The sequence below is a fragment of the Burkholderia sp. 9775_39 genome, assembly GCF_015712225.1.
Lineage (GTDB): Bacteria > Pseudomonadota > Gammaproteobacteria > Burkholderiales > Burkholderiaceae > Burkholderia > Burkholderia cenocepacia.
The window spans coordinates 26427-40650 of the sequence record NZ_JACCQC010000043.1 but is presented as its reverse complement, the minus strand read 5'-3'; the positions used below and the strand labels follow the sequence as shown (position 1 = coordinate 40650).

Below are 14224 nucleotides of genomic sequence, written 5' to 3'. Positions count from 1 at the left end.
GCCTCCCCCACCCTCAGCGCCGCCCACCTGCTCGCCCCGATCACCAGCGACATGGAGCAGGTGAATCGCGTTATCCGGCAAAGCCTCGCGTCCGACGTGCTGCTGATCAACCAGATCGCCGAGTACATCATCGGCGCGGGCGGCAAGCGGCTGCGTCCGGCGTTGCTGCTGCTCGTCGCCGGCGCGCTCGGCGAAACGTCGCACCAGCGGCACGTGCTGGCCGCCGTCGTCGAGTTCATCCACACGGCCACGCTGCTGCATGACGACGTCGTCGACGAATCCGAGCTGCGCCGCGGCCGCCAGACCGCCAATGCGCTGTTCGGCAACGCGGCGAGCGTGCTGGTAGGCGATTACCTCTACTCGCGCTCGTTCGAGATGATGGTGGGCGTCGGCAAGATGCGCGTGATGGAGATCCTGTCCGAAGCGACGACGATCATTTCGGAAGGCGAGGTGCTGCAGCTCCTGAACATGCACGACGCGGACGTCGACGAAACGCGCTACATGCAGGTGATCCGCTACAAGACGGCCAAGCTGTTCGAGGCGTCAGCGCGCCTGGGCGCGGTGCTCGCGGGCGCCGATGCGCCGACCGAGGCCGCCGCCGCCGAATACGGCCGCCGGATCGGCACCGCGTTCCAGATCATGGACGACTGGCTCGACTATGCGGGCACCGCCGAGGCAATGGGCAAGAATGCCGGCGACGACCTGCGCGAAGGCAAGCCGACGCTGCCGCTCATCTATCTGATCGAGCGCGGCACGCCCGAACAGTCGGCGCTCGCACGCGAGGCGATCGAACAGGGCGGCACCGATCGCTTCGACACGATTTTCGAAGCGATCACGCGCTCGGGCGCGCTCGATCACACGCTCGAATGCGCACGCCAGGAAGCGCAGGCCGCGGCAGCGGCGATTGCCGCGTTCCCCGATTCGATCTACAAGGAAAGCCTGCTCGGGTTGTGCTCGTACTCGACGTCGCGGCAGTCATGAACACGCCGCGAACGGGACGCGGCGCCTTGTCCCGAAAAATTTCTTCATCAAAGTATTCCCTTTTAGAAAAAACATCGTTATAGTTACGTTCTTGCTTGAGACGACGCAGCGATCTTCACGAAGACAGCGAAGTCCGAAGAGCAAAAATCGGGGTGTAGCTTAGCCTGGTAGAGCGCTACGTTCGGGACGTAGAGGCCGGAGGTTCGAATCCTCTCACCCCGACCAGATTTAAAAAAACCGTGCACCGTGTGCACGGTTTTTTTTCGTCCGGCCGCCGCGAGCCCCTCGTGTCGCGCGCGACACATCGCGGTCGCCGGCCTCTGCTATATTTCCCCCATCCCTGTCCTTCACTGCCCTTTCCAACGCGTGGACCAAATTCCCTTATGGGCGCAAATCGGCGCCGTCTTCCTGCTTCTCCTCTGTTCCAGCTTCTTTTCCATTTCCGAGACCGCGATGATGGCGCTCAATCGCCATCGGCTGAAGCATCTCGCCGGCCAGGGCGCACTCGGCGCGAAAACCACGCAGGGGCTGCTCACGCGCACTGACTTGCTGCTCAGCGTGATCCTGATCGGCAACAACCTGTTCAACACGATCATCCCCGTCCTCACGACGTCGCTCGCGCTCCATACGTTCGGCCGCAACAATCTCGCGCTGTCGATCGCGACCGGCGTCGTCGCGTTCCTGATCATCGTGTTCGCGGAAATCGCGCCGAAGATCGTCGGCGCGACGTTTCCCGAGCGCATCGCACTGCCCGCGAGCCTCGTGATCGCCCCGCTGATGCGCGTGTTCAAGCCGGTCGTCTGGTTCGTCAATGCGCTCGCGAACGGCGTGCTGTGGGTGCTGCGCATCAACACGAAGAAGGGCCGCGACCAGCGGATGTCGGCCGACGAGCTGCGGGCCATCGTGCTCGAATCGAGCAGTTTCATGCCGACCAAGCACCGCAGCATCCTGCTCAACCTGTTCGACCTCGAGAACATCACGGTCGACGACGTGATGGTGCCGCGCCGCCAGATCGAGTCGCTCAACTTCTACGCGCCGCTCGACGACATCCTCCATCAGCTCGAAACCTGCTATCACAACCGGCTGGTGGTCTACGAAGGCGACATCGACAAGGTGCTCGGCGTGCTGCACGTGCGCAAGACGCTCACCGCGCTGCACAACCAGGATTTCGACCGCGAGACGCTGCGCTCGCTGCTCACCGAACCGTACTACGTGCCGTCGGGCACGCCGGTGGTCCAGCAGCTCCAGTTCTTCCAGGAAACCCGGCATCGCACCGCGCTCGTCGTCAACGAATACGGCGAACTCGAAGGGCTCGTCACGCCCGAGGACATCATCGAGGAACTGATCGGCGAATTCACGACGTCGATGCCGCGCAGCGAACGCGCGGGCGGCTGGGACGAGAACGGCGAATGCATCGTCTCGGCCAGCATGCCGCTGCGCGAACTGAACCGCTGGCTGCACCTGAAACTGCCGACCGACGGGCCGAAGACGCTGAACGGGCTCGTACTCGAGATCCTCGAGGAAATTCCGGAAGACGACGTGTGCCTGAAAATCGGCGACGTGATGCTCGAAGTGATGCGCAGCGACGATCAGGCAGTGCGCACCGTCAAGCTGTTCAAGCCGCGCGGCGCGCGCACCGGACGCACCGCCGCGCGCTAGGGCCTGTTCGCGCTAATAACGGGCTTGCGGCGGCCCTAGCCGAACGGCCGACTGCCGGCGCCGCCCGCGACGCGCGATCATCTGCGCATCACGGTCAACAGGCGGCCCGCGTGCCGGCTCACATGCATTTCCCTTCCTCCGGGGCGCCGCTGCACCCGCAGTCGTCGCCCGCGCACGCCGGTGCGCCGCCCACCGCGCCCCACGCACTCGATGCGGCCCAGCTCGACGATGCTCCCGCCGTACGGCTGCTGACGGACACGCTGCATGCGGCGCGCGTGCGCGACGCGTCGGACATCCACGTCGAGCCATTCGAAGCCGGCTGGCGCATCCGTCTTCGCATCGACGGCGTGCTGCACGAACATGCGCGCCCGCCGCTACACCTGCGCGATGCGCTCGTCACGCGGATCAAGGTGCTCTCGCGCATGGACATCGCCGAGCGGCGGCTTCCGCAGGACGGCCGGCTGCGCATCGCGATCGACGGCGGCACGCGCGGCGACTACCGCGTCAGTTCGCTGCCCACGCTGTTCGGCGAAAAACTCGTGCTGCGGCGGCTCGAAACACTGCCGCCCGATCTCTCGCTTGCCAACCTCGGCTTCGACGCGCGGCAGGCCGCCGCGATGGAGGCCGCGATCCGCGCGCCGCACGGCCTCGTGCTCGTCACGGGCCCGACCGGCAGCGGCAAGACCCTGTCGCTCTACTGCGCGCTGCAGATGCTCGATCGCGACGCACACAACGTCTGCACGGTCGAGGATCCCGCCGAGATCCAGCTCGACGGGATCAACCAGGTCGGGGTCGCCGACAAGGCGGGGCTCACGTTCGCGACCGCGCTGCGGGCGCTGTTGCGGCAGGATCCGGACGTGATCATGGTCGGCGAGATTCGCGATGCGGAGACGGCCGATGTCGCGATCAAGGCTGCGCAAACCGGCCACCTCGTGCTGTCGACGCTGCACACGAACGACGCGCCGGCCGCCGTCGCGCGGCTGCTCGATATCGGCGTCGCGCCGTACAACCTCGCGGCCGCGCTGCATCTCGTCACCGCGCAGCGTCTCGTCCGGCGCCTGTGCGTCGCCTGCCGCGTGCATTCGGACGCATCGGTGCGTGCGCTGCGGGAAGCCGGCTGTGACCCGGCGGCGCTGGCAGCCGGATGGCGGCCGTTCGTCGCGCGCGGCTGTTCCGCCTGTCACGGCATCGGCTATCGCGGCCGCATCGGCCTGCATCAGACGATGCCGGTATCGCCCGCGCTGGCGGAGCGCATCGTCGCGCGGGCGAGCGTCGGCGAACTCGCGCAGTGCGTGGCGGCCGAGGGGGTCCGCAGCCTGCGCGACGCGGCATTCGCCCGCGTCCTGGACGGCACGACGAGCATCGCGGAAGCCGTCGCGGCCACACCTGCGGCATGAGCATAAGTATGCGCACGCCACCGCGCGAAACCCGCTTTGCATGGCGCGGCCGCCATCGCGACGGCTCGCCGCGCCGCGGGATCGTCGTCGCCTTCGACGCCGCGGCCGCGCGCGCCACGCTCGCACGCGACGGCATCGCGGTACTGTCGCTCGACGGCCGCGGGCCGGCCCGTCCGCCCGCGGCGGCCGCACGCGACATCACGCGCTTCACGCGCCAGCTCGCAAGTCTGCTGCAGGCCGGCCTGCCGCTTGCGCCGTCGCTCGAGATGCTCGCCCGCACCCGCACGCGCGACGGCGTGCCGCGCATCGCCGCGGGACTCGCCCGTGAAATCGTCGGCGGCCGGCGCTTTGCCGATGCGCTCGCACGCTATCCATCGCAGTTCGGCACGCTGTATCGCCAGTTGATCGAGGTCGGCGAGGCGTCCGGGTCGCTCGGCATCGTGCTGACCCGGGTCGCGGAACATCGCGAGCGCGCCGATGCGCAATGGCGCAAGCTGCGCGCCGCACTCGCGTATCCGGCCGCCGTCATCCTGTTCGCGCTCGCGATCTCGGCAGCCTTGATGGTGTGGGTCGTGCCGACCTTCCGGCAGATCTTCGACGGTTTCGGCGCCGCCCTGCCCGCGCCGACCCGCGCACTACTCGCGCTGTCCTCGGCACTGTCGGCGTGGGGCGGTGTGCTGCTGGCCGGTGCGGCCGCCATAGCGCTGGCCGCGCAGCATGCGCTGCGGCGCTCGGTCGCGCTGCGTCATGCGCTCGCGCGGCGCCTGCTGCGCGCGCCGCTCGCGGGCAGCGCGCTGGAACGGTTCGCGGCCGCACGCTGGTGCCGCTCGCTGGCGACCCTGCTCGGCGCCGGCGTGCCGCTCGCCGATGCGTTCGCCACGCTCGAGCGCACGGCCGGCCACCCGGTGTTCGCGCACGCCACCGCGCACATCGCCGCACGCGTGTTGCGCGGCGTCCGTCTGGCCGATGCGATGCATTCGGCCGGCTGCTTTCCGGACGACGTCGTGCAACCGATCGCCGTCGCCGAGGAAACCGGTGCGCTCGACTCGATGCTCGGCGACATCGCCGCATTGTGCGAACGCCAGCTCGACGCGCGTCTCGATGCGCTCGCGGCGCTCGGCGAACCGTTGATCGTGATCGTCCTTGGCGCGCTCGTCGGCGGCCTCGTGATCGCGATGTACCTGCCGATCCTTCAGCTCGGCAACGTGGTGTAGCATCGCAACCGATTCTGTCGCCTTTTAGTCCGATCCTTGAGCCTCATGACGCCAGCGCCCCTGTCCGCCGTTTCCGATTCGCCCGAGAGCACGCTGCTCGCGCTGGCGATGCTGCCGCCCGCGCTGCAGTATGCGTTCGCGGTCGTCATCGGCCTTTGCATCGGCAGCTTCCTGAACGTGGTCGTGCACCGGTTGCCCGTGATGATGCAGCGCGCGTGGCAGGCCGAGATCGCCGAAGCGACGGGCGCCGCAAGCACCCCGCCCGACGATGGTTATCCGCCGCGCTACGATCTGTGGCGCCCGCGCAGCGCCTGCCCGCATTGCGGCCACGTGTTGCGCGCATGGGAGAACATCCCGGTCGTCAGCTATCTGATGCTGCGCGGACGCTGCCGGCGCTGCGGCCATGCGATCGGCATCCGCTATCCGCTCGTCGAGCTCGCGTGCGCAGGGCTCGCGGCCGGCTCGCTCGCGGCGTTCGGCCCGACCGTCGCCGCGCTTGCCGCGTTCGCGCTGTGCGCGGCGCTGCTCGCGATGAGCGCGATCGATATCCGGACCGGCTACCTGCCCGATTCGATGACGCTGCCGCTGCTGTGGGCCGGGCTCGTGCTGAACCTCGGCGGCACGTTCGCTTCGCTGCGCTCGGCCGTGATCGGCGCGATGGCCGGCTACCTGTTCCTGTGGTCGATCTACTGGCTATTCAAATGGCTGCGCGGCATCGAGGGCATCGGTTTCGGCGACCTGAAGCTGCTTGCCGCGCTCGGCGCATGGATGGGCTGGGCCGCACTGCCGCAGGTCGTACTGTTCGCGGCGGTGACCGGCGCGGTCGTCGGGCTCGTCGCGACCTGGCGCGGCCGCATGCGCTTCGAGGAGCCGATTCCGTTCGGCCCGTTCCTCGCAGCCGGCGGCGTCGCCACGCTGTTTTTCGGCACCCCTTTCTATGCGGCGCTCGGAGGCTGACATGTTTTCAGTAGGACTCACGGGCGGCATCGGCAGCGGCAAGACGACCGTTGCCGACCTGTTCGGCGCCCGTGGCGCATCGCTCGTCGATACCGACCTGATTGCCCATCGCATCACCGCGCCGGGCGGTCTCGCGATGCCGGCTATCGAGCACGCTTTCGGTCGCGGCTTCGTGGCCGCCGACGGCTCGCTCGATCGCGCGAAGATGCGCACACTGATCTTCAGCGACGACGACGCGCGCCGGCGCCTCGAAGCGATCACGCATCCGCTGATCCGTGCGGAGACCGATCGCGAGGCGCGCGAGGCTCGGGGCCCGTACGTGATGTTCGTCGTGCCGCTGCTCGTCGAGTCGGGCACGTGGAAGGCGCGCAGCGATCGCGTGCTGGTCGTCGACTGTCCGGTCGAAACGCAGATCGCACGCGTGATGCGGCGCAACGGCTTCACGCGCGAACAGGTCGAAGCGATCATCGCGCGACAGGCGACGCGTGAAGCCCGCCTCGCGGCGGCCGACGACGTGATCGTCAACGACGCGGTCACGCCCGACGCGCTCGCCGCGCAGGTCGATGCACTGCACCAACGCTACGTCGCGTTCGCGGCCGCCGCGCACTGAGCATCGCGCGCAATCGTGATGGTGTACGAAATTGGCGCGTTGCTAGGGTAGAGAGGGGGCATTAGAATGTCCTTCATTGTTTCAATCCCTACCCAAGAGGCGAGCGCGCTTGATTCTTTACGAGTATCCGTTCAACGAGCGAATTCGCACGCTGTTGCGTCTCGAAGATCTGTTCGAGCGCTTCGCGTTCTTTTTGGCTCAGGAGGACCCGCGTGAACACCACGTCGCGCTGACGACGCTGTTCGAAATCGCCGAGGTAACGGGCCGCGCGGACCTGAAATCGGATCTGATGAAGGAGCTCGAACGTCAGCGCCAGACGCTCGCCCCCTTTCGCGGCAATCCGGGCATCGAGCAGAACGCGCTCGAAGCCGTGCTCGGTGAAATCGAGCAAACGCTCGCGAATCTTGCGCAGATGCAGGGCAAGACCGGCCAGCACCTCGTCGACAACGAGTGGCTCGCCAGCATCCGCAGCCGCGCGGTGATTCCGGGCGGGACATGCAAGTTCGACCTGCCGTCGTACTACGCGTGGCAGCAATGGCCCGCCGAGCAGCGGCGCCAGGACATCGCGAAGTGGGTCCTGCCGATGCTGCCGTTGCGCGACGCCGCGGCGATCGTGCTGCGGCTTGCGCGCGAATCAGGCCAGGCGTCGAAGGTCATGGCGATGCAGGGCAGCTACCAGCAGATGCTGTCCGGCCGCACCTATCAACTGATGCAGGTGCGGGTAGCGCCGGAGCTGCGCGTCATTCCCGAAGCGAGCGCCAACAAATACATGCTGTGGGTACGGTTCACCATGCAGGACGGCGACGTGCGGCCGCGTGCGGTGGACATCGACGTGCCGTTCCATCTGACCCTGTGTAATCTGTAACGGCCGCGTGCCGGTTCAACGCTTTCGTATGACTACCGTTGTGAAATGTCCGTCGTGCGGCGCAGAAGTGCGCTGGACGCCTGAAAACAAGTTCCGTCCCTTCTGTTCGGCCCGCTGCAAGCAGCTCGACCTTGGCGCATGGGCCGCGGAAAAGTATCGGATCGGCGGCGCCTCCGACGAGGGCCCGTCGTCGGAAGAGGACGGCACGGACAACCGCCGCGACAGCTGAGCGGCGCGCGGCGCCGCCGTCCGCCGATATGGCCCGCGTTTCCGGCGGGCCGCCGCGGCGTCATTGCGACGCCGCTTCCTTCTCGAGCAGTTCGAGCACCGGCAGCGCCGCCGGCAGCAGCGGCGCGACCTCGACCGGCAGTTGCTGCCATACGAACGCCTGCCCTTCCTTGCTGTGCGGCTCGCCCGTCCAGCCCGTCACCTTGCAGAAATAGAGCCGCACGTACGCGTGCGGATAATCGTGCTCGAGCGTGTGCCAGCGGTGGCTGGCCGTGACCTCGATGCCGAGTTCCTCGTGCAGCTCGCGCGCCAGCGCATCCTCGACGCTTTCGCCGGCCTCCAGCTTGCCGCCCGGAAACTCCCAGTAACCTTCATACGGTTTGCCCTGCAGGCGTTGCGCGAGCAGATACCGACCGTCCGGCTGCACCATCACGCCGACCGCGACTTCCGTCACCTTGCGGCCGTCCGGCGCCCGCACGGCGCCCTGTGCCAGATCCGCGCTCATGCCTGCTCCTTGCGGCCCGACCAGTCCCGCGCGAACTGCCACGCGACGCGGCCCGAGCGCGAGCCGCGCTCGAGCGCCCACACGAGGGCGTCGCCGCGTGCCGTGTCGATCTCCGTCTCCGGGCAGCCGAAGTGGCGCAGCCAGTGCGCGACGATGTCGAGGTAGTCGTCCTGCTTGAACGGATAGAAGCTGACCCACAGGCCGAAGCGCTCCGACAGCGAGATCTTCTCCTCGACGACTTCGCCGGGGTGAATCTCGCCGTCAGGAAGATGCTTGTACGACTCGTTGTCGCTCATGTACTCGGGCAGCAGGTGGCGACGGTTCGACGTCGCGTAGATCAGCACGTTGTCCGACTGCGCGGCGATCGACCCGTCCAGCGCGACCTTCAGCGCCTTGTAGCCCGATTCGCCGTCCTCGAACGACAGGTCGTCGCAAAACACGATGAACCGCTCCGGACGCTGCGAGATCAGGTCGACGATGTCGCCGAGATCGTGCAGGTCGTCCTTGTCGACTTCGATCAGGCGCAGCCCGTCGTTCGCGTACGCATTCAGGCACGCCTTGATCAGCGACGACTTGCCGGTACCGCGCGCGCCGGTCAGCAGCACGTTGTTGGCCGGCTTGCGCTGCACGAACTGCCGCGTGTTCTGGTCGATCAGCGCCTTCTGGCGGTCGATGTTGTGCAGGTCGCCGAGCGTGATCGACGACACGGCCGGTACCGGCTGCAGGTAACCGCGCCCCTGGCGCTTGCGCCAGCGGAACGCGTGCGCCGCGTTCCAGTCGATGGCCGCCGGTGCGGGCGGCAGCATCCCTTCGAGACGGCCGAGCAGCGCTTCCGCGCGCGTCAGAAACTGTTCAAGCTTGTCCATGTCGTTCGAGCGCTCCCGATCAGGAGCGGTAATCCGCGTTGATGCTCACGTAATCGTGCGACAGGTCGCACGTCCAGACGGTGGCCTGCGCGTCGCCGCGCCCGAGCAGCACGCGGATCGTGATCTCGCTCTGCTTCATCACGCGTTGGCCGTCCTCTTCCTGGTAGGCCGGATTGCGGCCGCCTGCCTTCGCGACGAGCACGTCGTCGAGATAGAGGTCGATCTTGCCGACGTCGAGATCCGCGACGCCCGCATAGCCGATCGCCGCGAGAATCCGGCCCAGGTTGGGGTCGGATGCGTAGAAGGCCGTCTTCACGAGCGGCGAGTGGCCGATCGCGTACGCGATCTGGCGGCATTCGGCGACGCTCTTGCCGCCTTCGACCTGCACCGTCATGAATTTCGTCGCGCCTTCGCCGTCGCGCACGATCAGTTGCGACAGCACCTGCGCGACCTCCGTCACCGCGTCGCGCAGCGCCGCATAGGCCGGCGAATCGGTCGACGTGATGGCCGGCAGCGTGCTCTTGCCCGATGCGATCAGGATGAACGAGTCGTTCGTCGACGTGTCGCCGTCGATCGTGATGCAGTTGAACGAGCGGTCGGCGACTTCCTTCACGAGCGTGTCGAGCACCGGCTGCGCGACGTTCGCATCGAACGCGAGGAAGCCGAGCATCGTCGCCATGTTCGGCTTGATCATGCCCGCGCCCTTGCTGATGCCCGTCAGCGTGACCGTGTGACCGTCGATCGTCACCTGGCGCGACGTCGCCTTCGGCAGCGTGTCGGTCGTCATGATCGCCTGCGCGGCGTCGAACCAGTTCGCGGCCTTGCGGTTCGCGAGCGCGGCCGGCAGACCGGCCTTCAGGCGGTCGATCGGCAGCGGCTCGAGGATCACGCCGGTCGAGAACGGCAGCACTTGCGCCGGCTCGATGCCCGCGAGGCGTGCGAGTTCCGTGCACGTTTCACGGGCGTTCACGAGGCCCGGCTCGCCGGTGCCCGCGTTCGCATTGCCGGTATTCACGACCAGTGCGCGGATGCCCGCGCCGCCCGCACGCACCTTCGCCAGATGCTCGCGGCAGACGGTGACCGGCGCTGCGCAGAAACGGTTTTCGGTGAACACGCCCGCGACCGTCGCGCCTTCGTCGACGGAAATGACCAGCACGTCCTTGCGATTCGGCTTGCGGATGTTCGCCTCCGCCCAGCCGAGCGTGACGCCGGCGACGGGATGCAGTTGGGCGGGATCGATCGACGGAAAATTGACTGCCATGGGGCACACCTGCCGGATGGAAAATGCCGGCACGCGCCGGCATCGATTGGAAGAACCGGCGGCCGCACGCGCGGGCCGCCACAACTCACATCACTGATTCGAAGCTGCGAACGACGCGGCACGCGTGACGCGCGCCGCCGCCGATCATGACAGCTTCCCGTGACATTGCTTGTACTTCTTGCCGCTGCCGCACGGGCACGGGTCGTTGCGGCCGACCTTCGGCATTTCGCCGCCGGGGCCGCCGTGCGTCATCGCGCTGCCGACCATGTCGGCCGTCGCCGTGGCCGCCGCAGCAGCAGTCGTGACGTTCGCCACCGGGGCGCCGGCGTCCGCGTAGTCGGCGTGCTGGTATTCGACGTTCTCGAGATGACCGCCGCGCTCCTCGATCTGCTCGGCCGCCTCCTCGAGCTGCTCCGGCGACTGGATCTGCACGTTCATCACAATGCGCGTGACTTCCTGCTTGATCGCGTCGAGCATCGCGGCGAACAGTTCGAACGCCTCGCGCTTGTACTCCTGCTTCGGGTTCTTCTGCGCATAGCCGCGCAGGTGAATGCCCTGGCGCAAGTGGTCGAGCGCCGCGAGGTGCTCGCGCCACAGGCGGTCGACCGTCTGCAGCATCACCGAGCGCTCGAACGCGCTGAACGATTCGCGACCGACCATCGCGACCTTCGCCTCGTACTGCTCGTCGGCGGCCGTCGTCACCGCGTCGAGGATCTCCTCGGCCGTGATCGACGACGACTCGTTCACCATTTCCTGGATCGCGAGATCGAGCTGCCAGTCGTTGCGCAGCGCTTCCTCGAGCTCGGGCACGTCCCACTGCTCTTCGATGCTGCCTTCCGGCACGAACTGGCGGACGACTTCGGTGATCACGCCGTGACGCATCGCGGTGATCGTCTCGGTGATGTCGTGTGCTTCGAGCAGCTCGTTGCGCTGCTGGTAGATCACCTTGCGCTGGTCGTTCGACACGTCGTCGTATTCGAGCAGCTGCTTGCGGATGTCGAAGTTGCGCGCTTCGACCTTGCGCTGCGCCGATTCGATCGACCGCGTGACGATGCCGGCTTCGATCGCCTCGCCTTCCGGCATCTTCAGGCGATCCATGATCGAGCGCACGCGATCGCCCGCGAAGATGCGCAGCAGCGGATCGTCGAGCGACAGGTAGAAGCGCGACGAGCCCGGATCGCCCTGACGGCCTGCACGGCCGCGCAGCTGGTTGTCGATCCGGCGCGATTCGTGGCGCTCGGTGCCGATGATGTGCAGGCCGCCCGCGGCCTTCACCTCCTCGTGCAGCGTTTCCCACTCGTCGTGCAGCTTCTGGATGCGGCGCGCCTTTTCGTCGGCCGGGATCGAATCGTCGGCCTCGATGAACGCCGCCTGCTTCTCCGCATTGCCGCCGAGCACGATGTCGGTACCGCGGCCGGCCATGTTGGTCGCGATCGTGATGCGCTTCGGACGGCCAGCTTCCGCGACGATCGCCGCTTCACGCTCGTGCTGCTTCGCGTTCAGCACTTCGTGCGGCAGCCCGGCCTGCTTCAGCAGGTGCGACAGCAGTTCGGAGTTCTCGATCGACGTCGTGCCGACCAGCACGGGCTGGCCGCGCTCGTAGCAGTCGCGGATGTCGCGGATCACCGCGTCGTAGCGCTCCTTGGCCGTCTTGTAGATCTGGTCCTGCTTGTCGATCCGCTTCGGCGGGCGGTTGGTCGGGATCACGACCGTCTCGAGACCGTAGATCTCGTTGAATTCGTACGCTTCGGTGTCCGCGGTGCCGGTCATGCCGGCCAGCTTCGCGTACATCCGGAAGTAGTTCTGGAACGTGATCGACGCGAGCGTCTGGTTCTCGCTCTGGATCTTCACGTGTTCCTTCGCCTCGACGGCCTGGTGCAGCCCGTCGGACCAGCGGCGGCCGGCCATCAGGCGGCCCGTGAATTCGTCGACGATGACCACTTCGCCGTTCTGCACGACGTAGTGCTGATCCTTGTGGAACAGCGTATGGGCGCGCAGCGCCGCGTACACGTGGTGCATCAGCGTGATGTTCTGCGGCGCGTACAGGCTCTCGCCCTCGCCGATCAGGCCCCATTCGGCAAGCAGGCGCTCGGCCTTCTCGTGGCCCGATTCCGTCAGGAACACCTGGCGCGCCTTCTCGTCGAGCGTGTAGTCGCCCGGCTTCTCGACGCCCGTGCCGTCGGCCTTCTCTTCGCCGATCTGGCGCTCGAGCAGCGGCGGCAGTGCGTTCATCCGCACGTACAGCTCGGTGTGATCCTCGGCCTGGCCCGAAATGATCAGCGGCGTACGCGCTTCGTCGATCAGGATCGAGTCCACTTCGTCGACGACCGCGAAGTTCAGGGCCCGCTGCACGCGCGCGTCGGTCTCGTAGACCATGTTGTCGCGCAGGTAGTCGAAGCCGAATTCGTTGTTCGTGCCGTACGTGATGTCCGCCGCGTAGGCCTGCTGCTTCTGGTCGTGCTCCATGCCGGACAGGTTGATGCCGACCGACAGACCGAGGAAGTTGTAGAGGCGCGCCATCCATTCGGCGTCGCGCTGCGCGAGGTAGTCGTTGACGGTCACGACGTGCACACCGCGGCCGGCCAGCGCGTTCAGGTACACGGGCAGCGTCGCGACGAGCGTCTTGCCCTCGCCGGTGCGCATTTCCGCGATCTTGCCGTAGTGGAGCACCATGCCGCCGATCATCTGCACGTCGAAGTGCCGCATCTTCAGCACGCGACGGCTCGCCTCGCGACACACCGCGAAGGCCTCGGGCAGCAGCTTGTCGAGCGACTCGCCGGCCGCGACCCGCTGGCGGAATTCGTCCGTCTTGCCGCGCAACTGGTCGTCCGTCAGCTTCTCGATCTGCGTTTCGAGCGCATTGATCGTCGCGACGGTCTTTTGGTATTGCTTGACGAGCCGCTGGTTGCGGCTGCCAAAAATTTTCTGGAGAAAACCGGTTGTCATCGGATCGGATCCTGCGTCGCAGCACCGGCGCCCGGCGCGTGTTGCGCGCCCCGGCGCCCGAGCCTCGGCGGCTTAGCGAATTAGTGGACTCAAACGTCGAATTTTAGCACGCGGGGACGCGTGCGCCTGCGTCCCGGCCGCACGGGCATGGCGCGCCGGGGCCGGGCGGACAGGGGCGAAAGCCGCCCGTGCGCGGGCCGGCACGGGTACAATCGGCTGCAACGTCCGCGCGCGTGCGCGCTCGAATAAAGCCTCGATGAACCGATTTTCCAAGCGTTTCGGCCCGCTCGCCGCCTATCGTCCGCAACCCGTGTCCGAAGTGCTCGGTCGTACCGACGCATTCGCGGCGCTGCGCGCCGGTGTCGAGCAGATCGCGTCGCTGCAGCGCGACCTGGGCGCTTGCCTGCCCGATTATCTGGCGAATCACGTCGAACCGGGCTTCATCAAGGACGGCACCCTGACCCTCTTTGCCGCGCACAATGCGCTGGCAGCACGGCTGCGACAGGTCGAGGTGCGGCTGCTCGGCGACCTCCAGAAGCGCGGCTGGCCCGTGACGACGCTGCGCGTGCGCGTGCGGCCGAAAGACGCGCCGGAGCCGCCGCACGTGAAGCAGGCTCGGATGACCTCGGCCGGCGCCGCCGCGCTGCGCGACCTCGCCGACCACCTCGAACCATCGCCGCTGCAGGCCGCGCTCGCGCGGATGGCGGCACGGCACGGCGCGAAGCCGCGTTGACC

Annotated in this window: 13 protein-coding genes and 1 tRNA gene; 10 read left to right on the top strand and 4 right to left on the bottom strand. The window is 67.3% G+C overall.

Features of this window, described 5'->3' with window-relative positions:
• From H0X90_RS33395 to H0X90_RS33355, 9 genes are all read left to right on the top strand, one after another.
• Nucleotides 1-981, top strand: a 981-nt coding sequence (locus tag H0X90_RS33395; RefSeq protein ID WP_230878122.1) for a polyprenyl synthetase family protein, incomplete at its 5' end; no start/stop codon positions are given.
• Nucleotides 982-1129: 148 nt separating this feature from the next.
• Nucleotides 1130-1206, top strand: a tRNA-Pro gene (locus tag H0X90_RS33390).
• A gap of 141 nt (nt 1207-1347) precedes the next feature.
• Nucleotides 1348-2640: an HlyC/CorC family transporter gene (locus H0X90_RS33385; RefSeq protein ID WP_006489250.1), complete on the top strand. Its 1293-nt coding sequence runs from the start codon at nt 1348-1350 to the stop codon at nt 2638-2640.
• A gap of 122 nt (nt 2641-2762) precedes the next feature.
• Nucleotides 2763-4037 carry a GspE/PulE family protein gene (locus H0X90_RS33380; RefSeq protein WP_020979379.1) on the top strand — a complete coding sequence of 425 codons (1275 nt, stop codon included), beginning with the start codon at nt 2763-2765 and terminating at the stop codon, nt 4035-4037.
• Between the two features lie 8 nt (nt 4038-4045).
• Entirely contained in the window at nt 4046-5251 is a 1206-nt protein-coding gene (locus H0X90_RS33375) for a type II secretion system F family protein (protein ID WP_006496766.1), read from the top strand.
• A 45-nt stretch (nt 5252-5296) separates the two neighbouring features.
• A complete protein-coding gene (locus tag H0X90_RS33370) occupies nt 5297-6208 on the top strand; it encodes an A24 family peptidase (RefSeq protein WP_006496767.1) in 912 nt (303 codons plus the stop codon).
• A 1-nt stretch (nt 6209) separates the two neighbouring features.
• A complete protein-coding gene (gene coaE, locus H0X90_RS33365; protein WP_006487123.1) occupies nt 6210-6818 on the top strand; it encodes a dephospho-CoA kinase in 609 nt (202 codons plus the stop codon).
• A 109-nt stretch (nt 6819-6927) separates the two neighbouring features.
• The gene (zapD, locus tag H0X90_RS33360) at nt 6928-7683 is read left to right on the top strand and encodes a cell division protein ZapD (protein ID WP_006487143.1); all 756 of its coding nucleotides are present in this window, start codon (nt 6928-6930) and stop codon (nt 7681-7683) included.
• Between the two features lie 28 nt (nt 7684-7711).
• On the top strand, nt 7712-7912 hold the full coding sequence (locus tag H0X90_RS33355) for a DNA gyrase inhibitor YacG (protein WP_011544509.1): 201 nt from the start codon (nt 7712-7714) through the stop codon (nt 7910-7912).
• Between the two features lie 60 nt (nt 7913-7972).
• Here the strand turns inward: H0X90_RS33355 and H0X90_RS33350 are convergent, their stop codons facing one another.
• The 4 genes from H0X90_RS33350 to secA form a co-directional block, all read right to left on the bottom strand.
• Nucleotides 7973-8416, bottom strand: coding sequence for an NUDIX domain-containing protein (locus H0X90_RS33350; RefSeq protein ID WP_006487137.1), 444 nt, complete (start codon nt 8414-8416; stop codon nt 7973-7975).
• Entirely contained in the window at nt 8413-9282 is an 870-nt protein-coding gene (locus tag H0X90_RS33345; RefSeq protein WP_006487097.1) for an ATP-binding protein, read from the bottom strand. The genes H0X90_RS33350 and H0X90_RS33345 overlap by 4 nt, the downstream gene beginning before the upstream one ends.
• Before the next feature lie 19 nt (nt 9283-9301).
• Nucleotides 9302-10543 carry a bifunctional glutamate N-acetyltransferase/amino-acid acetyltransferase ArgJ gene (argJ, locus tag H0X90_RS33340; RefSeq protein WP_006496770.1) on the bottom strand — a complete coding sequence of 414 codons (1242 nt, stop codon included), beginning with the start codon at nt 10541-10543 and terminating at the stop codon, nt 9302-9304.
• A gap of 144 nt (nt 10544-10687) precedes the next feature.
• Complete coding sequence (secA, locus tag H0X90_RS33335; RefSeq protein WP_006493335.1) at nt 10688-13489, bottom strand: preprotein translocase subunit SecA; 2802 nt, start codon at nt 13487-13489, stop codon at nt 10688-10690.
• Between the two features lie 256 nt (nt 13490-13745).
• On the opposite strand from secA, the gene H0X90_RS33330 reads away from it, so the two are divergent.
• Nucleotides 13746-14222 (top strand): DUF721 domain-containing protein, encoded by a 477-nt coding sequence (locus H0X90_RS33330; RefSeq protein ID WP_006487136.1) that lies wholly within the window; start codon nt 13746-13748, stop codon nt 14220-14222.
• The last annotated feature ends 2 nt before the right edge of the window (nt 14223-14224 follow it).